The sequence below is a fragment of the Paenibacillus sp. cl130 genome, assembly GCF_900116035.1.
GTDB lineage: Bacteria > Bacillota > Bacilli > Paenibacillales > Paenibacillaceae > Paenibacillus > Paenibacillus polymyxa_B.
Genome location: NZ_FOYG01000001.1, coordinates 690,129 through 710,026 on the forward strand (window position 1 = coordinate 690,129; position 19,898 = coordinate 710,026).

Below are 19,898 nucleotides of genomic sequence, written 5' to 3' on the forward strand. Positions count from 1 at the left end.
TATGTAGGTTTACAACTCTAACCCCTCTCATGATAAGCAATAAGAGAGGTCCGTGTAAACCTCATTGCGCATACCGCTAACTCTTATATTTTTTTAAAACAGTCCTGAAACAATGCAAACCACCCCACATATCCGTGTGTAAAGCACCCCGTGGAAGCTTGAGATCCACACCATTCCAATACGAAAATCCCGCCTGCTCTATCCATTGCTCCATCGCTGACAGGTCCACTGTAGGGTAATCAAACGTCAGCAGAAGCATTCCGTCATCGCGTAAGGTCCGGTGAAATTCACGTAAGGCTGCCAAAGATTCATCAGGTGTTAAATGCTCCAGCACCGAAATACATACAATTTTGTCAAAACTGGCATCCTCATAGGGCAGAGCCGTCAGATTGGCATGTGCGGAGTGGAGCCGAACCGGTAAAATCTCCTGAATGCGCTCGGCGGCCTCCTCTCCGATATCCCGCCGCACCTCGGCCAAAATGGCATCCACGGAAACGATCCGAATATCCAGATCGCAGGCATAGACCTGAGCGCAACGGCGGGCCAACTCAAATTTGAATGGATGTGGGATTCCACATGCTGCGTCCAGCACTGTATCTTGCCCAGACATAAATTGAAGACACCATTCATACTCATAGGGGCGACTCCACCAGCTTTGGGGGAGTCTGTAAATCATGCTGGAGGAGTTGGGATCAGAATATACAAAAAAGCGAGACAGATACGGGTCAGACATGTTCATGGATGCTGCCTCCTTTTAGGGATGATTAAATTACTCTTGCGACACAGCACAGTTCATGACCCCGTTTCTCGCCTTGAAGTTTGGCTAACAATCCCATTTGCTCCGTAAAGGCAAGCTCACCGTACAAAGGATGGGCTTGCAGCAGGGCATCCAAACCAGAGGGAAGTTGGCGGGTGAACATAGCCACTGGGCGGAAGCCAGACTTTGCTAGTAAGAGCGCAAGCGTGTGCTCAGAATAATGATACAAATGATCTTCCTCCGTAAATAAAGGCGAATAAACACCATAAGCCTCATTGGTGAACGAGTTTTTGTTGGGCACCGTAATATATAACGTTCCGTCAGGTTGAAGCTGTTCGCGTAAATCTGTCAAAAATGTAACAGGGTCCGCAATATGCTCCAGCACATGCCAACATGCTACGGCCTCGTATTTATGATCCAGTGATAAATCAGTATCTTCTTCTGCTTCTTGTTCTTCATTCAATTCCTGTATTTCATGTGCTTCTTCGGTTTGAGTATCTTCTTCGGCTTCATCGCCCCAGTAACCCGGCAATAAATCCACGTCATATTTGTATTTGGCGTAAGCACGCGAGTCTATGGAAGGTTCAATGCCCACTGCATCCCAGCCGGCTTGAAGGGCAGCATGGATAAATTCTCCGGTACCTGATCCAATCTCAAGCAATTTTCCTTTACCGGTACTGAACATATCCAGCAGCATAAGTCCAAAAAGGGCATGATCTCCATAAGTTGAAGTTGCTGCACTATCCCGCATAGCAATCCATTCGGCATTATAAATTTTTGCAATCATATCCTCTGGCTGTATATGATCCACATCATTACGAAAAACCAATCCGCAGGAGCCGCATCCCATCAAGGTAAAGCGTTCATAGCTATGAAATACTGCCGTGTCGGATGAGCCACACAGTTTGCATTTACTATAAAGTAAGTCCTTTGTTTCACTTTTTATTTGTAGGTCGGAATTATTAATAACCTGGACACTCGCAATCTCAGCAACATCCATGGCGTTCACATCATCGGCAGCTTCATACTCTGGTGCAGTTTCTTTTTCTGCATTTATGTTGTCCTGATCTACCCAAAGCGTGAGTCGGGGGTTCGGGTCCAAAATAGATTCATATTGCTCTTTCCAGCCATAACGAGCACTTGGATCAAGCAACTGGTATCGCTGAAATTTGGCCATGCGAATAGCAGGTGTACACCATCCCCAATGCTGGATACGGTAGTTGCTGATTTCACTGGGTAGGTCAAGCACATTTTCGGGAAATCTCCCACAGTGCAAGGACTGCTCCTTCCATTTATAAGAAAACCCTTCCTTATATCGAATTAAAAAAGGACGGTAATACTGATGAGCCTGCCAATAATCATCATCGCGATAATGCGTGGAAGTCCACATATCAAACAACCTGAAACAAATCGTATCCGCTTTCGTTCCCGCTAACAACGAATGTACCCCTTGAGCAAAACGGGATTCGAACATTTCGTCAGCGTCCATGTTTAATATCCACTCGGGAGAGGATGCCAACGTCTCTCTCCACTGCTGTTTTCGCAGCTCTAATTCATTGGTAAAAGAAGCTGTTTCATTGCGTATTAAACGCAATGGGATTCCCTTCAGGATCTCGCGGCACAACTCTCCGCTATCATCCTGACTGCCATCATCAATAATGACCGCTTCATCAATATATTCCCGATGACTCCGCAGCACGTCAATGAGCTTGCGATCTGCCTCATTGTATACCGTCATGGTCAGCGTCAATTTGGGTTTGGAGACAGGCGGCGTATGAAGTTCACTTTGTCGTGGACCAGAGAATGTTTGTGGTACAGCAAAAGAATCTGCAGTGTACTTGGCAAAGACAGCTGACTCACGGAGATCATACGGTATAACAGGAGGTTCAGAGAACTTAGAGGGACTTGATGATGCAGAATGATTGAAGGCAGGAGAGTTAGTAGAAGTATCGGAGTGATCCAGATATGCTAAATGTTCTGAATGGTCCGTATGAACACCACTCGTTGTAAAATACTTTAGGGTGAATAGTAGCTGCTCTGCCTTTATTCTGTCCGCTTCCCGGTACAGATGCATCGCCGGATAGTGTGTATCCACAAAAAGTGGAAATCCAAATGCAGCTGCCCGAATACAGAAATGTCGATCTTCTCCCCAATAGGAAACGTTTTTGATTTTACCAAAGTGAATCCCTGCTTCCAGTGCACGTCTGCGGATTAGGGTGCAAGCGCCTAGACCACCCACCTCGTACAAACCAGGAACGTGCAATTGGTGTATGAAATGCAACTCGCGTTGCGCTCGCTCCTCTGCCGACAACACTTCGCCTTCTTCACGATGGAACAAATTATATTCATCACTAACCCACACCTGAGGCAATAGAGGCCCCTCCGGCTGCCAGCGTGTCCAGAAAATCTCAGATACAATATCCTTCTCCGCCTCTACCAGTTTACATAAGGTACGGGAATGGAGAATCAGGTCTGAATCGACCAAAAACAGCGCGTCATAATTATGCTGAAGTGCATAATCAATAAGACGATTTTTAAAATCAGCCACTTTCCAGACGAGGGCAGGCGGCCAATAATGAGTGTGCTCATCACTTCGGTTCTCCACTTGCTGTGAGCCTGTCAACAAGGGCAAAACCCTGCCTGGCAGTCGATTGGAAAAATCGGCAAGCCATTGGCTTGAAGTCGGATTGTCATTATCATCGACAAATAAATAATCGGGCAGCACGTCAGGTGCTTCCAGTCGCTCCAAAGCTTGAAGAAATAAAGACAATGTTTCCGGTTTCTGGTGCACCGGGCTACCGATTAGTATACGCATGATTCAACGCCTCCATCAGGCAGAAGCCTCATAACCGTTCCCCCTCCATGTCCTAAGGCATAACATAATTGCGACCAAGCGATATGGGAGTGAGCGTGGTATGAATGGACTTACACCTGGAAATATCAATGAAAACGACATCAATACAAAAATACAACCTTAACATCCAGTTAACTGCCTTTTTTTCTGTTTTTCACCTGTTTTCCAACTACATTTAGCCATCAAATTTATTTCCCGGTCGCACTTGGTAATATCGAATTTCGCACAATCTCCTCCCCCTTCATATCAGACTTTGATTTTCTAATTTATTAGAGCAAGTTTGAATTTATGATCATTACACATCCTCTAAATGCTCCATCGGAATTACTACATAATGAGCAAGCTATCCTACATAAAATGGAGATTATATCAAGTTTTTTGGGAGGGACAAAGAGCATGGTAACTGTCAGCTTATGTATGATTGTCAAAAATGAAGAAGAAGCACTTCATACCTGTCTGAAATCAGTCCATGACCTGGTAGATGAAATCATTATCGTTGATACTGGCTCTACCGACAGTACCCAAGAGGTAGCTGCATCGTTCAACGCTCGGATATACCCTTTTGAATGGTGTGATGATTTTTCCGCAGCCCGCAATTATGCGTTTGATCAGGCAACACAGGAATATCAATTTTGGCTGGATGCCGACGACATCCTAGAAGAGCAAGACCGACTGGCATTTCTCGACTGGAAAAAACAAGCCACCGTCTCGTATGACAGCATTACGATGGATTATGTGCTATCTGTAGATGAACAGGGGCAGCCGCTGCATAAGCTCAAAAGAAACCGAATGGTGCGACGTGATCGTAAATTCAGATGGATCGGATTTGTTCACGAATTCCTGAATGTGACAGGCAGTACCTTTCACAGTAATATGGCGGTGACTCATAAAAAGACACGTGCTTACACTGATCGTAATTTGCATATCTATCTCAAGCATCGGGAGCAAGGCACCGCATTTTCTGAACGAGATCACTACTACTTCGCTAATGAACTTTATGATAACGGACGCATACTAGAAGCCATCCAGCAGTACAAACACTATCTGGGGCTAGATCTCGGATGGATTGAAGATCGGATTGCTGCTTGCTTTAAGCTAGCGGATTGCTACGCTCACCAGGGTCAAAAACAGGAGCAGCGTATGGCTCTGCTTCGCACACTTAACCTTGATGTACCACGCGCACAGTTCTGCTGTGCCTTTGGCAATTTGTTCATTGAAGATGAGCAGTATACTCAAGCCATTTACTGGTTTCGTCAGGCGACGCTGATAGAGCCTCCACAAGATGTGATGGCCTTAACCAATTCCTCGTACTATACCTGGTTTCCACACTTGCAATTATGCCTGTGTTACGACCGAATCGGTGACATCGAAAAGGCAAAATCGCATCATCGCATCGCTCAGTTGCACCATCCTACCCATCCAAGCGTGTTATATAACGAGCAATATTTTGCACAACTGAAGCAATAGGGATGAGAAAGACGCGCCAGGGAAGGTCGTTTAATGTAGGCGGCCTTTTAGTCATCATGCCGATATGTGCTCGGCACGATACCCGGGCTGACAGCCTGCAATTTTTGGGGGCTTTTATTTTTGCCCCCTCTTATATACAAAATGCCCATTGCTACTCCTTGAGAACGACCATTTCATAGCTTAGATGACTTCAAAAGAAAAAAGTCTCCTGCAAGCTTAAGCTCACCAAGAGACCTTGTGTATCATTTTCTCAGAACACTTTCTTCCGGTCTCTTTCCCCCTTCAAAATTTCCACAGACTCATGGAAACGGAGCGAATGGATTATTTCGCGTTCACGCAGAAACTTCAGACTATCCTGCAAATCCACATCATCGGTTAAATCAATCAGCCACTGATATGTAGCTCTCGCCTTTTCTTCTGCCGCAATATCCTCATACAAATCCGCAATTGGATCACCCTTGGCTTGAAAATAGGTCGCTGTAAAAGGAACTCCGCCTGCGCTCTGGTAATACAGCGCATGATCATGCGCCGCATAATATTCCCCCAGCCCGGCTGCCTTCATTTGCTCTACACTCGCATCCTTGGTCAGCTTGTAAATCATAGTCGCAATCATTTCGAGGTGCGCAAATTCTTCCGTACCTATATCATTAAGTACGCCGATAACCTTATCCGGAATCGTATACCGCTGATTCAGATACCGCAAAGCCGCCGCCAGCTCGCCATCCGCTCCACCATACTGCTCCATAAGCAGTTTGGCCATATGAGGATCACATTTGCTGACACGTACGGGATATTGCAGTTTTTTCTCATATACCCACATTCATGTTCCTCCTTTATAAAAGGTTGTACCTACCTAGACCTGCCACGGCCAAGGAGTTTGGTTCCATTCCCAAGGATACTTGGAATAGGCACGGCCAAAATTTTGTAAAGGCCCATATAAGATCTGGTACTCGTTAGCAATCGCCGTTCTTTCCTGCGTCAGCTTATTGAACTGTTCGATAGCCTGTAAATCATCCGGGTGTGTATTGAGATACAAATTCAGTTCCACCAATACAAAATCTACCGCCTGAAGCTTCTCCAACAGCGCATAAAACTGGGCATCACCCGGCTTGGTTTGGGGCGTGCAGCCTTGGGCTGGGTTTCCGGCTTGACTATAGTCCTGAGCTTGGCTCTGATACTGGTTCTGGTATGAATACGGATTTGAATAAGGGCTTTGATATGGATTCGGCTGTTGATACCCACTCTCATGCTGAATTTGCTGTTGGAATGGGTTTGGGGACTGACCCTGTTTTGGATTCTCCATTCTATTCGCCTCCCCCCTGGTTTCTCATAGGCTCATAAGGGCTGTAAAGTAGAGGCCATAGTGTCCCCTTCGTCAGCGCCTCATCTGGACTGAATTGCGGTAGACCAGGGGGCTGAAATTGTACAAATAAGTTTGGCGGAAGCACATAAGTCTTGCACAGGACGGGTGGACACGGATCGAACGGGCCGACAAACGGGGCATACTCACCTTGCTGTGGAAATTTCACGGGCCGGGACCTCCTTTGATTGATCCATCTGCTTTACTATTCAACATATGCCGCATCGCCCAAGTCTCGAACAAAAAATCACAGATAAAAATAATTGTTCAAAGAAAATAACTATAGAACTGTTTCTAATCAAAAAAGAGCCTTTAAACCCACGGTACGTGGATCTAAAGGCTCTTTCTTCAGCACTCTATAATAACTTACATACCTCAACTGATCTTACCTATCTCTGTGGATCAGGAATCAATCGGTAGAAAGCTCATCTTCAATCACAGGCTCAGGCTTGCGGTGAATCTTCACTCTCATTATGCGAAGCCTTGTTGCTTCCTCCACCTCAAAGGTAAGGTTATAAAACTCAATTTTCTTCCCTTTCACCGGAATGCCTTCCAATTCCTTGAACAGCCATCCCCCGATGGAATCCACCTCGTCGTCTTCAATATTCACTCCAGTCAAATCATTGACATCCTCAATGAGCATACGACCGTCCACAGAGATGAAGTTCTCCTTCATTTCCACGCTCGGGCGTTCATCCTCAAATTCATCATAGAGATCCCCGACGATTTCCTCCAAAATTTCCTCCGCTGTCAGCAGCCCAGCCGTTCCGCCGTACTCATCTACCACGAGAGTCATTTGGGAATGTTTTTTCTGCATAAGGCGTAGCACGTGACTCACTTCCATGGACTCCGGCACATTCAAAATAGGACGTACCACCGAAGCCAGATCCAGTTGCTCTCCCTGCTCAGCTAGCAGAAGATCCGTAATATGGACAAAACCGATAATCTGGTCTTTATCCTCAACCGCTACCGGGTAGCGGGAATGCTTGGTCTCGCTGATAATCTTGAGATTTTCCTTAAACGACAAATTCGTGTACAAACAATCCATATCTGTACGCGGCAGCATGATTTCGCGGGCAAGCAAGTCAGAAAAATCAAAAATATTATCCATCAGCTTAATTTCGTCCTTATCAATCACACCGCTTTTGGCGCTCTGATTCATCAATATACGAATCTCTTCCTCCGAATGAGCCGCTTCGGCTTCACTCGCCGGCTGAATGCCGAATGCACGCAACAGTAAATTTGCCGCAGCATTCAATACCCAGATCACAGGCAGAAAGACCTTATAAAAAAGCAGCAAAGGCGCCGATAAAAACAACGCCACACCTTCGGTCTTCTGAATCGCTAAGGACTTTGGCGCCAGTTCCCCCAATACGATATGCAAAAAGGTAATTACGCAAAATCCGACGATAACGGATACCGTTGTAATCAGTGTACCGTCAGTTACACCGAGTTTGTGCATGAGTGGCTCTATCAGGTAGCCGGATATTGCTGGCTCTCCAATCCAACCTAGGCCCAATGAAGCCAGCGTAATGCCCAATTGGGTGGCGGACAGATAAGCATCCAACTTTTGGTTCACCTTCAGCGCATAGCCTGCCAGGCGATGACCCTCGCTTTGGAGCTGCGTCAATCGGGATTGGCGCATTTTGACCAATGAAAATTCTGCGGCCACAAATACACCATTTAGAAAGACAAGCAGCAGTACCAAGAGGAGATTCACAGCTAGCAATCCCCAATGAAACTCGGTATGACCATCCAATACGAACTCCCCATTTCTATAGTTTGCATTTTGCATCTTTTGGTTTGCAAGCAATTCAATCCAAATTTTATTGATTGGAAGCTGCTAATTAAAATCATGCAAAAATACTCATAATTGTAATGCTTTTCTTGATTTAAAGTCTATTCCTTTGTAGTACATATCCGCCACGAGCAGGTTCGGTCCACAACAGGCAGCGGCATCACAATGACAGTTCACAGTCTGATTCAGCGGATGCTCATTCAGCCATTCACCAAAAATATCGTCCAGACTGTCTTCCTGAATGTTTCCGAAAGCCGGAATGTCTGCAAAATCCGTCACATACACGCTACCCGTGAACATATTCACATTCACACGGTTTCTTCCGTCTGGATCATTACGCACCGTAATATTCGGTTCCTGACGCAAGCGGCGAAGCAGTTTGCGGTCTTCTTCCCGATCCGAACAAGCAAAGAACGGTAATGTGCCAAACAACATCCACATGTCCTGATTACGTACATCCAGCAGCTTATGGATAGAGTTTCGCATATCGTCGAGTGAAAGCACAGGCAAAGCAGAGGCAAAATTCGACGCATACATTGGATGAACTTCATGCCGTCGGCATCCCATTTCGTTGATTAACTGATGAATGCCCTCCAGCTTCGTGTGTGTCCGATAATTAATCATGGATTCAGCTGAAATGAACATTCCCATTTCACTCAATCTGCGGGCATTTTCCATCATTTTTTCATACAGGCGAACAGCGCCCGCACGTGGAGTCGGCCGGCCGGTATTTGCAAAACCCACTTCATAAAAATCGTCCGCATTCAAATAGTTAAACGAAATATGCATCACATCCAGATAAGGAAGCATCTTCTCATATCTGCGAATATCTAACGTCAGATTGGAGTTGATTTGCGAGCGAATACCGCGCTCCTTGGCATATTTCAGCAGTGGAACGATCACTTCATCCACTGTTTTATCGAGTAAAGCAGGTTCCCCGCCTGTAATACTGATGGTCTCCAGATGCTCGACTTCATCCAGACGCTTCAGCATTAGGTCTAACGGCAGGAAAGGGGCCTCCTTCATAACTAACATGTCGCCAACAGCGCAATGCTCACAGCGCATATTACATAGATGCGTTACGGTCATTTCCACACTCGTTAGCAAATGACGACCATGTGTACGCAGTGAGACAATCGGGTCCCACGGATCATAGGTTGGCGATATTTGGGGTAGCGTGTTATTTTGTAGAACTGTCATTATGTTTTCACCTTATTTCTGTTATTAACCTCAAAAGACGTATAATTATCATATCATGATGTGTAAAGTGTCTGCATGCTTTCTTCCACATCATCTGCTAATCTACGTGTACTCCTCCGAAAGGGGCGGCAGTAGCGCCCAATGTGTTTGTAATCATAACCGAGAGGGATACGGACAAATCGACATCATAAGGTGCCTTCACTTCCTGCCCATCCCGGTCCCTTACAATGCGAATGACGGGTCTTTGCGGGATTTTGGGATGTATACGCACCACGACCCCCTCTTCCCCCGTGTTGAGTACCACAGAGAGTCCCAGGGGGTAAATAGCTACACAGTCACGAAAGGCTTCCAGCATTCGCTGCTCATATAACGTTCCTGCCCCGGCGTACAGCACTTCCATCGCTTCATAAGGCAACAAAGCCTGTTTATATATCCGACTTGCTGTCATTGCGTCGTACGAGTCCGCCAGACCGATCCATTTCGCATATTCGTGGATCTGGTCCTTTTTCCAACCGTGTGGGTATCCGCTACCGTCGATACGCTCATGATGCTGTAATGCACAATGAGCCGACAACAAGGGAATTCCAGGCTCGTCTTTGAGCAACTTGTAGCCGATCACCGTGTGTGTTTTCATATGCTCATATTCCTCATCCGTCAATTTACCCGGCTTATAGAGTACTTGAGGTGAAATTTTCATTTTACCGATATCGTGCAGTAGTGAACCTATCCCCAGCTCCATGAGCTGGTTATTATCGTAGCCGTTGGATATTCCAAGTACTAGTGAATATAAACATACGTTCAAAGAATGATGATACAAATCCTGATCCGCGGCCCCGATATCCATCAACATAATGATGGTGTCCTGACGGCCTCCAATATCGTCCAGAATGGATTCCATCACCTTATAAAATGACTTGCCAAAATATTTGTGCTTATGATCTACGGAGTAGGATGACAACCCTTGAAACTGCTTTTTGATTTCCTGTAGCGCCGCGGCCCTTGTCTGTTCATGGATCATCTCAGGAATGACGATATCTTCTGTCACAGCATCCTCAATGTATACATATCCAATACCGACTTGGCCTAGACGTTCAATCAATCGCGAAGTAAGCTCAACACCTTCCGAGAGCAGCACCATTCCGTTTTCATTGTATATTTTTTTGCCCAGCTTCATGCCGGCTCTCAATAATGTAACAGGTACCAGTCGCAGCTTAATCCTCTCCCGATTGTTTTGATACCTGAAGCCACCTAGCTGCAAAACATTCTTCCATCGCGCCCGGACGCTTCAACTCCATTTCAATCAAATCCCGTAAAAATTCTGGAAGCATAAATCGGAGATCTGTTCCGTTCGCAAGCACTTCATAACCTGCTTTGAAAGTGAACATATCCAACGTGCCCACTGTGTATTCCTCATGCTCTTCCAAAGGTTGACCCGCTACACGAATGTCCGTCACTTTTTCATAAGAAGCACGGCCCGAGTCATACTGAATGGCCAAGCCTTCCACACACATCGTGCCAAGCACTTTGCCTCTGAAGCCAAAGCCCGTCATGGGCTTGTCTGTAAATTCAGGCAGCAAGGACTGCTCCAGCGCCAACCGAATATCTCTTCCCCGCAACTTCATAACACAGGCATTAATCGGTGAAGGGCATAAGGAATGTAGTATTCCTTTGCTGATATCCCCTTGAGGTAATGGACCGAGCAGTTGTCCCGCATTGACGAGGGCAATTTCTGTTCCTGTAAAATGGGACACCGCTTGTGCCAGCATGTTCCCAAAAGGGGATTCCTGATCATATGCGATCTCCAGTTTCCGATCCGTCACCGCAATGGTGCTCTCCATGGCGCGCTCTGCTTGTCTGCGATGCACCACAATGGCCGATGCCACTTTTTCGTCCAGTAGTGTCTGATCTACAGGAACTACGCCGCCTGACGTGACTCGAAACGGTTCGAGGCTATTGTTACGACTTAGTGTCACTTCACCCAGTAGCGTTCCGAACTTACCCGCCCCACATAAAGCTGTTTTTCCGATCCAAAGCGGTTCCTCCAGCACATGATGGGTGTGACCTCCAAGGATAACGTCAATTTCAGGAAACTGCGACGCTAATTTTTGATCGGAAGGTAGACCCAGGTGCGACATCACGACCAAAACATCAACCTGCTTTCTCAGTGCCGCGATCTGCTTCCCCAGCACCTCAAACGGATTGAGCACATCCCAGCCCAGCAATTGATAAAACTCTACAAAAGGAGCCGTCACACCGAGTAAACCGACCTTGATTCCTGCTTTGTCTACGATAAGGGATTCCTTCATCCACGAAGGGTTCATCCCCGTAGCACGCTCTGTCATATTGCCGCATACGACCGGACAATGAATCCCTGCATATGCCTGTTCAATCATATCCGGGGTAAAAGTCAGTCCCTCATTGTTACCGATCGTAATTGCATCGTATCCTGTTAGATTAATCACATCCACATTTGCCCCACCGAGCGTTCCTTCCGTTTCGGGGGCCATCCGGTCCATGTGGTCTCCTATGTCGAGCACAAGCAGCGCATCCCGTGATGCGGCTCTTCGTTCATCGATCATCGCGGCTATCGAAGGCATACTGCCAAAATGACTATGGATATCATTGGTATGCAAAATGGTCAACGTTTGCCGAGTCGTCATCTCCATAACCGCCCTCCTCTATACTTTATATATATCGACTTTGGAGCTTCTAATGTTTAAGCATACCATGTTATTTAGCAATATGGTACATATGAGTGGACATAGTCCTTAAGCTTCGCTGTACTCTCTGAACAATCTCACATCATAAACATAGTGAAAAGCATTGACGTTATCTACTGTAGGTATCTGATAGGAAACGGGTTCCTGGGACCTATTTTACAGCTTGGAATAATAGTAATTTAGTCGTTGTCATCCCATATAATTCTTGATATATTAGGGTTGTTTCATATTTTCGACAAATTTACGACAATAAGGAGGTTAGCACATGAGAGTTCACGTTACCGATGCCAAGCCGGGAGATCGCCTCAAATCCGATACATACAATGGGCACGGTGTACCTGTCATGATTCAGGGCACCGAGCTTCAGCATGACGACATTTCCAAACTCATTATGCATGGTGTCGATTATATCGACATTGATGCCGGTTCTGCGAGCATTCCGGTTGACTTTGCCCCCGATGTTCCAGCTTCCCCTGAATCCCTCAAACGCGCCGTTCCCCTCATGGAGCAGACGATCAGTGGCTTTGAAAGCATGTTTCTCGAAGCTTCCTCAACTGGAAAATTTGATGAATATCGAGTTGATGAACTGTTCGGCCCTCTCGTTTCAGAGCTGGCTCGTCAAAAAGATGTCGTATCTCTGCTGTTAATTATGGAGCGGGGAGATCACTATACCTATAATCATTCTCTCCAAGTAGGTGTACTGTCATATTACATTGCCACATGGCTTGGATATTCAGAAGAAGAAGCTTATGCCGCTGGTAAAGCCGGATATTTACACGATATAGGCAAATCCATGATACCGGATGAAATTTTGAACAAACCGGATAAACTGACACCTGAAGAATTTCATGAAATGAAGAAACATTCTCTCTATGGCTATGATATTATTCGCAATTCAACCAGCGATGAGATTTCTGCAATTGTCGCCTTGCAGCATCACGAGCGTGAAGATGGAAGTGGATATCCCCATGGACTGTTCAAGGAAGAAATTCATCCTTTTGCCAGCATAACAGCTATTGCAGACGTGTATAGCGCGATGATTTCCAATCGTGTGTACCAGACGAAGCAGGAGCTACTCGCCGTATTACGCGAGCTGCACAGCATGAGTTTTGGACATCTAAACCCAGAAGCTACCCAAGTGTTCATCAGACATATGCTTCCTAATTTCATTAATAAGCAGGTTCTGCTGACTACAGGGCAGACAGGAACGATTATTCTGAACAATCCTGCTGATTACTTCAGACCCTTAGTGAGAATTAACGATGATGAATATGTAGATTTATCTAGGGAACGCCATGTATCCATTGATGAAATTTATTTGGAATCCTGATCCGCTACTGCCTCCCGGCGTTACTTCGGTGGAACGAAATGTCTTGCCGAAGCCCAGGCTACGCGAATAAAAAGAGACTGTCCTTGATTCGTAGGTTCTTCTACGAAGGACAGCCTCTTTTTATGTTAGGGACATTAACCTAGTCACAATTTACAACGATCAAACACAATAAAAACGCGTTTCTACTACTATATTATTTGCTACATTTGTTTATTAAATAAGAGGTGCCTGAATCAATGTTGCGAAATTGAACTGGTGTACATGACCATCATTTAATGTGGTTTGGCCCGTAACAAAATGTACGTGCTTGCCATTTCCGACTGGAATAGCGGGTCCTGTTCTAATCCTTCTCAGATTATGAAAATGGTTCACGAAATCAGTTTTTGAAAGATCAATTTCATGGACATGACTTCTTCCAACTCGAATCGCTTGCCCAGTAACACCTGCAAAGCGGTGGTTATGTCGGTCTGCGCCTTCTTCAGCCAGTTTGGTACTACCTTCAAATTCATGTACATGCCTCTGTGTCTGTTTAGAAGAGAGGGGTTTCTTCTTCACTCCAGCTTTATTCTTCTGCATCCGTTGCCTGCCTCCTTATGTTTTGTGGCTTTACAATATCCTATTAAGCAAACATAGTTAAGTGCTAGGCAATTATCCGCAGTCCTAACAATAATTTTTTTTAATTCTATCTCCCCTTATAAAAGCGTTAGATCATAAGACAATTCAGAAAACTGCCGACATCTTTTTAGACATTACGGAAAAAATAGAAGAAGGCGAACTTAAAAAGTTCGCCTTCTGTACTAGCAGGAAATCCGAGTCGGCACAAAATCGGCACGACTCCGATTTAACAGCTTTAGAATACCTCAAAAACCTTGTCACACCAAGGGTTACTGCGTTTTAACCAATACTGCCTTCCATTTCGAACTTGATCAAACGGTTCATTTCTACCGCATATTCCATCGGCAGCTCTTTGGTGAACGGCTCAATAAAGCCCATAACGATCATTTGCGTTGCCTCTGCTTCAGTCAAACCACGGCTCATCAGGTAGAACAGCTGATCTTCCGATACCTTGGAAACCGTTGCTTCGTGCTCAAGCGTGATGTCGTCATTCATGATTTCATTATAAGGAATAGTATCTGAAGTTGATTGATTATCCAAAATCAGCGTATCACACTTGATATTCGATTTTGCACCTTGAGCCTGACGACCGAATGAAGCTAATCCGCGATACGTTACTTTACCGCCGTGCTTACTGATCGACTTGGATACAATTGTGGAGGTGGTGTCTGGTGCCAAGTGGATCATTTTCGCACCTGCATCCTGATGCTGGCCTTTGCCTGCAACAGCGATGGACAGGACCATCCCTTTCGCTCCACGGCCTTTCAATACAACGGCTGGATACTTCATCGTCAACTTGGAACCGATGTTACCATCGACCCATTCCATCGTTGCGTTTTCTTCTGCAACCGCACGTTTGGTTACCAGGTTATAGATGTTTGGTGCCCAGTTCTGGATCGTTGTATAACGAACGCGTGCGTTCTTCTTACAAATAATTTCGACCACGGCACTATGCAGCGAGTTCGTGCTGTAAATTGGAGCCGTGCATCCTTCTACATAATGCACAAAGCTGTCTTCGTCGGCAATAATAAGCGTACGCTCAAATTGACCCATGTTTTCCGAGTTGATACGGAAGTAAGCCTGCAATGGAACTTCACATTTCACACCTTTTGGTACATAGATGAAGCTACCGCCTGACCATACCGCACTGTTCAGTGCAGCAAACTTATTGTCCGCAGGAGGTACAACTGTTGCAAAATACTCTTTCAGAATCTCAGGATGCTCACGCAACGCCGTATCGGTATCCATGAAAATAACGCCCTGGTCTTCCAGTTCCTTTTGCATACTGTGGTAGACAACCTCGGATTCATACTGTGCGGATACACCAGCCAAAAACTTTTGCTCCGCCTCAGGAATACCCAGTTTATCAAAGGTTTCTTTAATTTCCGTCGGAACTTCTTCCCATGTCTTCCCTTGTTTCTCGGAAGGTCTTACATAGTACTGGATATCGTTGAAATCCAGTTCATCCATATCTCCGCCCCAGTTTGGCATTGGCATTTTTTCAAACTGTTTCAGTGCTTTCAGACGGAACTCCAGCATCCATTCTGGCTCATCCTTAATTTTGGAGATTTCCTTTACAATTTCCGGAGTGAGACCCTTACCTGTTTGGAAAATGGACTTGTGCTCGTCACGAAAGCCATATTTATACTCTTCCATTTCCGGTGCTTTCTTGGCCATGTTTCTCAAACCTCCTCTGTTCTATTTAAATTATTTATCTTCATCAATCCCTTTGCGCAGCGCGTTCCAAGCCAGTGTCGCACATTTGATGCGGGCCGGGAACTTATTTACGCCTGACAAAGCTTCCAATTCTTCATAATCATCGAATTCAACGGCTTCTCCCTTCATTAAAGAAGAGAAGCGGCTTGCCATATCCAGTGCCTGATCAATCGTTTTTCCTTTGACCGCTTCTGTCATCATCGAAGCTGAGGACATACTAATCGAGCAGCCTTCGCCAGTAAAACGGGCATCTTCGACCACGCCGTCTTTCGTTTTGAGTTGAAGAGAAATCCGGTCACCACACGTAGGATTATTCAAATCCACCGTAACGGCATCGTCCTCAAAACGTCCGCGATTGCGCGGATTTTTATAATGATCCATAATCACGCGTCGGTACAAGTCATCAAGTTGCATCGCCAAAATACTCCTTTGTTTGGATTAAGGCGCTGACCAAAGCGTCGACTTCCTCTTCCGTGTTATAGAGGTAAAAGCTGGCACGTGCAGTCGCACTGGCTTTCAACCAGCGCATCAATGGCTGGCAGCAATGATGGCCTGCACGTACAGCCACCCCTTTGCTATCCAATACGGTAGCTACATCATGCGGATGCACATCATCCAAGTTGAATGTTACGAGCCCAACATGACGGTCTGCAGGTCCGTAAATCGTCAATCCCTCCACTTCACGGAGACGTTTGAGAGCATAGTCGACCAGACGGCTTTCATGCTGTGCAATGGCGTCCAGTCCGATGCTTTCCAGAAAATCAATGGCAGCTCCCAAACCAACGGCTCCGGCTATAATCGGGGTTCCACCTTCAAATTTCCAAGGCAGCTCCTTCCATGTGGATTCGTACAATCCCACATCGTCGATCATTTCACCGCCGAACTCAATGGGCTCCATGTTTTCCAGCAGCGCCTTCTTGCCGTACAGTGCTCCGATCCCAGTAGGAGCACACATTTTGTGACCCGAAAAGGCATAAAAGTCAGCATCGATGTCTTGCACGTCTACTTTCATATGTGGTGTGCTTTGTGCACCGTCTATAACGATGACTGCGCCGTTGCGATGCGCAATAGCTGCAATCTCTTTGACAGGGTTCACAACACCCAGCACATTGGAGACATGCGCAATCGCTACAATTTTCGTGTTTTCTGTAATGGTATTCTCAACATCAGCAAGATCAACGCTACCATCCTCTTGAAGTGGAATATATTTCAAAGTCGCGCCTGTGGCTTTGGCTACCTGTTGCCACGGAATCAGATTACTGTGATGCTCCATTTGTGTGATGACAATTTCATCACCTGCCTGGCAATTAGCCCTGCCATAGGAAGAAGCGACCAGATTCAACGCCGTTGTTGTTCCTCTTGTAAAAATAATTTCCTGACTGCGCTTTGCATTCAGAAAGCGGGCTACCTTCTCCCGCGCACCTTCATAAGCATCCGTTGCGCGACTACCCAAGGTATGCACACCACGGTGAACATTTGAATTATCATATTCGTAGTAGTGCTTGATCGCCTCGATGACCGCCAGCGGTTTTTGCGAAGTGGCCGCATTATCCAAATAAACCAGCGGATGACCGTTAATCTCCTGATGTAAAATCGGGAACTGTTCACGGATCAATGCAGTATTCATTGGCCTAACTTCCTTTCAACAAGGCTTTGCAGCTGATGTTGAAGTCCTTCGAGCGGAATTTCAGATACGACAGGTGCCAAGAAGCCATAAATAATCAGACGTTCAGCTTCTGCACGGCTAATCCCGCGGGACATCAAGTAATACACTTGTTCACGGTTTACCTGACCAACCGATGCTGCGTGACCTGCCGTTACATCATCTTCATCAATCAGCAGGATCGGGTTAGCGTCACCACGCGCTTTCGGGCTGAGCATCAGAACACGTTCTGTTTGCTGACCGTCTGCTTTGGTAGCACCTTTTTCAATTTTTGTAATTCCGTTAATGATGGAAGACGCTTCTTCACGCATTACTGCGCGCGTAATCATCTGACTGGCGGAATTTTTACCAAAATGCTGTGCTTGTGTCGTATAGTTCAGCTTTTGTGAGCCGGAACCAACAGCAATGATCTTGGCATCCGAATTGGAGCCATTGCCTTTGAGCACGGACATGGTATTGCTTGCTGTATTACCGTTGTTCATTTCGCCCACAATCCATTCGATAGCTGCGTCATTTCCCAACGTAGCACGACGAATCGAAATATCCGTTACTTGCTCTCCAAACTGATGGACTGTCGCATAACGTACTTTAGCTCCTGCATTTGCAACAACTTCTACCGCACCGTTATGAAGAACAGGTGCCGCCAAATCCGCAGATACATAGTTGTCTACGTAAGTCACGGAACTGTGGCTTTCAACAATGAGCAGCACATGCGGTGCAAACGTTGCAGTCGCATCGTCCGTCAGAAATACAGCTTGAAGCGGAACGTTCAGTTCTACATTTTTAGGCACATAAGCAAATACTCCACCGTTCCAGAGTGCTGCGTGCAATGCAGATAATGAATTTTCTTCAGCCTTAATAACTGTGTTCAGATGAGCTTTAACCAAATCAGCATGCTCTTTAACCGCTGTTTGTAAATCCGTGAAAATGACGCCTTGCGCCGCCAATTCCTCGCTCAGCTTCACATATACCGCGCCGGAGTTGCGCTGAATAATCAGACCACCCTCCTGTTGCTCTTTGACCAGATCAGCAATGGCTGCCGGGACCTGCCCTACCGATGCAATGACCTCGTTCTGTTTATGTTGACCGTAATCGTTTAATTTCCATCGTTCGATTTTTGTTTTTTCAAATACCGGAAGCTCCAGTTTGCCTGCAAGCTCAAGTGCTTTTTGTCTGTCTTCGGCCAACCAAGATGGTTCGCCGTTACGTTCGGACAGAACACGCAGTTGCTCGGAATCTACCGGAAGGATTGTTTGTGTAGTCATTAGTTTTCCTCCTCGCTTCCGGCTTACGCCTCTTGTCCTACAGTTTCATCAACGATACCCAGCTCTTCCTTGATCCAGTCGTAACCGTCCGCTTCCAGACGCTCAGCAAGCTCAGGACCACCGGATTTAACGATACGTCCTTGCATCATTACATGTACATAATCTGGTTTAACGTAGTTTAACAGACGTTGATAGTGAGTAATGATAAGGAAACCACGCTCTTCGGAACGCATAGCGTTGACACCGCTAGCCACGATTCTCAAAGCATCGATATCCAGACCGGAGTCGATTTCATCAAGAATGACAATTTTCGGATCAATCATCATCATTTGCAAAATTTCATTCCGTTTTTTCTCACCACCAGAGAAGCCTTCGTTCAGGTAACGGTGAGCAAACTCAGGATTCATTTCGAGCTCTTTCATTTTGCTTTCCATTTGACGGATAAACTTAATCAGGGAGATTTCTTGTCCTTCTTCACGGCGTGCGTTGATCGCACTACGCAAAAAGTCGGAGTTCGTTACCCCTGCAATTTCACTCGGATACTGCATCGCCAAGAACAATCCTGCACGTGCACGCTCATCCACTTCCATATCCAGCACGTCTTCTCCATCCAAAGTTACTTTGCCATCTGTGACTTCATATTTAGGATGACCCATCAAAGCAGACGCGAGTGTACTTTTACCCGTACCGTTAGGACCCATGATGGCATGGATTTCTCCGCCCTTCATTTCGAGGTTAATACCTTTCAAAATTTCCTTGCCTTCAATGGTCGCCTTGAGACCTTCAATCTTAAAGTTTGTAGCCATATTCGCAATACCCTCCAAAAAATGTAGTGTGGTGTCGAAATCAGAAAGTATATTTAAACAGGGGAGCCCCCTGATTTCAAGTAATATTTAAAAATTTATTTATAATCATTCTAAACTGATTCTCAATGATTCTCAAGTTATTTTATAATAAATATCTTTAAGGGTGCAACCAACAGACACACGTTATCCAACTTTCTTCATAAAATGTTCACCCTACCAGGCACACAAATAGCAAAATTCATCCTGTGGTTGTTCATATAATTATAAATTTGTACAAAAAACATGGGATGCATGATCTTTTTCCAGCCATAAAAACGCTACTGACAGCATGACGTCAGTAGCGTTTT

17 protein-coding genes are annotated in these 19,898 nt (G+C 45.7%); 2 read left to right on the forward strand and 15 right to left on the reverse strand.

What is annotated here, in order from left to right:
* Positions 1-76 precede the first annotated feature (76 nt).
* Together BM358_RS03220 and BM358_RS03225 are read right to left on the reverse strand one after the other, a co-directional pair.
* Complete coding sequence (locus tag BM358_RS03220; RefSeq protein WP_028542901.1) at positions 77-739, reverse strand: class I SAM-dependent methyltransferase; 663 nt, start codon at positions 737-739, stop codon at positions 77-79.
* A gap of 25 nt (positions 740-764) precedes the next feature.
* Complete coding sequence (locus tag BM358_RS03225; protein WP_028542902.1) at positions 765-3,572, reverse strand: bifunctional glycosyltransferase/class I SAM-dependent methyltransferase; 2,808 nt, start codon at positions 3,570-3,572, stop codon at positions 765-767.
* A 435-nt stretch (positions 3,573-4,007) separates the two neighbouring features.
* Here BM358_RS03225 and BM358_RS03230 point away from each other — a divergent pair, with 435 nt between their 5' ends.
* Complete coding sequence (locus BM358_RS03230) at positions 4,008-5,078, forward strand: glycosyltransferase family 2 protein (protein WP_023987894.1); 1,071 nt, start codon at positions 4,008-4,010, stop codon at positions 5,076-5,078.
* Between the two features lie 250 nt (positions 5,079-5,328).
* On the opposite strand, the gene BM358_RS03235 is transcribed toward BM358_RS03230, so the two are convergent.
* The 7 genes from BM358_RS03235 to BM358_RS03265 form a co-directional block, all read right to left on the reverse strand.
* Positions 5,329-5,898 carry a manganese catalase family protein gene (locus BM358_RS03235; RefSeq protein ID WP_013309567.1) on the reverse strand — a complete coding sequence of 190 codons (570 nt, stop codon included), beginning with the start codon at positions 5,896-5,898 and terminating at the stop codon, positions 5,329-5,331.
* Positions 5,899-5,931: 33 nt separating this feature from the next.
* On the reverse strand, positions 5,932-6,381 hold the full coding sequence (locus tag BM358_RS27095) for a spore coat protein CotJB (RefSeq protein ID WP_023987893.1): 450 nt from the start codon (positions 6,379-6,381) through the stop codon (positions 5,932-5,934).
* A gap of 1 nt (position 6,382) precedes the next feature.
* Positions 6,383-6,607, reverse strand: a complete 225-nt coding sequence (locus BM358_RS03245; protein ID WP_025722540.1) for a spore coat associated protein CotJA — start codon at positions 6,605-6,607, stop codon at positions 6,383-6,385.
* Between the two features lie 240 nt (positions 6,608-6,847).
* Positions 6,848-8,197, reverse strand: a complete 1,350-nt coding sequence (locus BM358_RS03250; RefSeq protein ID WP_023987891.1) for a hemolysin family protein — start codon at positions 8,195-8,197, stop codon at positions 6,848-6,850.
* Between the two features lie 108 nt (positions 8,198-8,305).
* On the reverse strand, positions 8,306-9,436 hold the full coding sequence (gene yfkAB / locus BM358_RS03255; protein WP_023987890.1) for a radical SAM/CxCxxxxC motif protein YfkAB: 1,131 nt from the start codon (positions 9,434-9,436) through the stop codon (positions 8,306-8,308).
* A 97-nt stretch (positions 9,437-9,533) separates the two neighbouring features.
* Positions 9,534-10,694, reverse strand: coding sequence for an HD-GYP domain-containing protein (locus tag BM358_RS03260; protein ID WP_025722542.1), 1,161 nt, complete (start codon positions 10,692-10,694; stop codon positions 9,534-9,536).
* Positions 10,648-12,102: a bifunctional metallophosphatase/5'-nucleotidase gene (locus BM358_RS03265; RefSeq protein ID WP_028542904.1), complete on the reverse strand. Its 1,455-nt coding sequence runs from the start codon at positions 12,100-12,102 to the stop codon at positions 10,648-10,650. Before BM358_RS03265 ends, BM358_RS03260 begins: the two co-directional genes overlap by 47 nt.
* A 319-nt stretch (positions 12,103-12,421) precedes the next feature.
* Between BM358_RS03265 and BM358_RS03270 the strand changes: the two genes are divergently transcribed.
* Complete coding sequence (locus BM358_RS03270; RefSeq protein WP_028542905.1) at positions 12,422-13,486, forward strand: HD-GYP domain-containing protein; 1,065 nt, start codon at positions 12,422-12,424, stop codon at positions 13,484-13,486.
* Between the two features lie 213 nt (positions 13,487-13,699).
* On the opposite strand, the gene BM358_RS03275 is transcribed toward BM358_RS03270, so the two are convergent.
* The 6 genes from BM358_RS03275 to sufC form a co-directional block, all read right to left on the reverse strand.
* Complete coding sequence (locus tag BM358_RS03275; RefSeq protein ID WP_028542906.1) at positions 13,700-14,062, reverse strand: YmaF family protein; 363 nt, start codon at positions 14,060-14,062, stop codon at positions 13,700-13,702.
* A gap of 318 nt (positions 14,063-14,380) precedes the next feature.
* Complete coding sequence (gene sufB, locus BM358_RS03285) at positions 14,381-15,778, reverse strand: Fe-S cluster assembly protein SufB (protein WP_013309556.1); 1,398 nt, start codon at positions 15,776-15,778, stop codon at positions 14,381-14,383.
* A 30-nt stretch (positions 15,779-15,808) separates the two neighbouring features.
* Positions 15,809-16,231, reverse strand: coding sequence for a Fe-S cluster assembly sulfur transfer protein SufU (sufU, locus tag BM358_RS03290; RefSeq protein WP_013309555.1), 423 nt, complete (start codon positions 16,229-16,231; stop codon positions 15,809-15,811).
* Complete coding sequence (locus tag BM358_RS03295; RefSeq protein ID WP_028542907.1) at positions 16,221-17,444, reverse strand: cysteine desulfurase; 1,224 nt, start codon at positions 17,442-17,444, stop codon at positions 16,221-16,223. Before BM358_RS03295 ends, sufU begins: the two co-directional genes overlap by 11 nt.
* Positions 17,441-18,745 carry a Fe-S cluster assembly protein SufD gene (gene sufD / locus BM358_RS03300; protein ID WP_023987884.1) on the reverse strand — a complete coding sequence of 435 codons (1,305 nt, stop codon included), beginning with the start codon at positions 18,743-18,745 and terminating at the stop codon, positions 17,441-17,443. Before sufD ends, BM358_RS03295 begins: the two co-directional genes overlap by 4 nt.
* Before the next feature lie 23 nt (positions 18,746-18,768).
* Positions 18,769-19,551 carry a Fe-S cluster assembly ATPase SufC gene (gene sufC / locus BM358_RS03305; protein ID WP_013309552.1) on the reverse strand — a complete coding sequence of 261 codons (783 nt, stop codon included), beginning with the start codon at positions 19,549-19,551 and terminating at the stop codon, positions 18,769-18,771.
* Positions 19,552-19,898: the final 347 nt, after the last annotated feature.

Excerpts from the sequence above, each read along its gene's own strand:
- sufD (WP_023987884.1), bottom strand. The coding sequence starts at position 18,745 with ATGACTACACAAACAATCCTTCCGGTAGATTCCGAGCAACTGCGTGTT.
- BM358_RS03235 (WP_013309567.1), bottom strand. The coding sequence starts at position 5,898 with ATGTGGGTATATGAGAAAAAACTGCAATATCCCGTACGTGTCAGCAAA.
- BM358_RS03295 (WP_028542907.1), bottom strand. The coding sequence starts at position 17,444 with ATGAATACTGCATTGATCCGTGAACAGTTCCCGATTTTACATCAGGAG.
- BM358_RS03220 (WP_028542901.1), bottom strand. The coding sequence starts at position 739 with ATGAACATGTCTGACCCGTATCTGTCTCGCTTTTTTGTATATTCTGAT.
- BM358_RS03265 (WP_028542904.1), bottom strand. The coding sequence starts at position 12,102 with ATGGAGATGACGACTCGGCAAACGTTGACCATTTTGCATACCAATGAT.
- BM358_RS27095 (WP_023987893.1), bottom strand. The coding sequence starts at position 6,381 with ATGGAGAATCCAAAACAGGGTCAGTCCCCAAACCCATTCCAACAGCAA.
- sufU (WP_013309555.1), bottom strand. The coding sequence starts at position 16,231 with ATGCAACTTGATGACTTGTACCGACGCGTGATTATGGATCATTATAAA.
- BM358_RS03225 (WP_028542902.1), bottom strand. The coding sequence starts at position 3,572 with ATGCGTATACTAATCGGTAGCCCGGTGCACCAGAAACCGGAAACATTG.
- sufC (WP_013309552.1), bottom strand. The coding sequence starts at position 19,551 with ATGGCTACAAACTTTAAGATTGAAGGTCTCAAGGCGACCATTGAAGGC.
- sufB (WP_013309556.1), bottom strand. The coding sequence starts at position 15,778 with ATGGCCAAGAAAGCACCGGAAATGGAAGAGTATAAATATGGCTTTCGT.
- BM358_RS03275 (WP_028542906.1), bottom strand. The coding sequence starts at position 14,062 with ATGCAGAAGAATAAAGCTGGAGTGAAGAAGAAACCCCTCTCTTCTAAA.
- yfkAB (WP_023987890.1), bottom strand. The coding sequence starts at position 9,436 with ATGACAGTTCTACAAAATAACACGCTACCCCAAATATCGCCAACCTAT.
- BM358_RS03230 (WP_023987894.1), top strand. The coding sequence starts at position 4,008 with ATGGTAACTGTCAGCTTATGTATGATTGTCAAAAATGAAGAAGAAGCA.
- BM358_RS03270 (WP_028542905.1), top strand. The coding sequence starts at position 12,422 with ATGAGAGTTCACGTTACCGATGCCAAGCCGGGAGATCGCCTCAAATCC.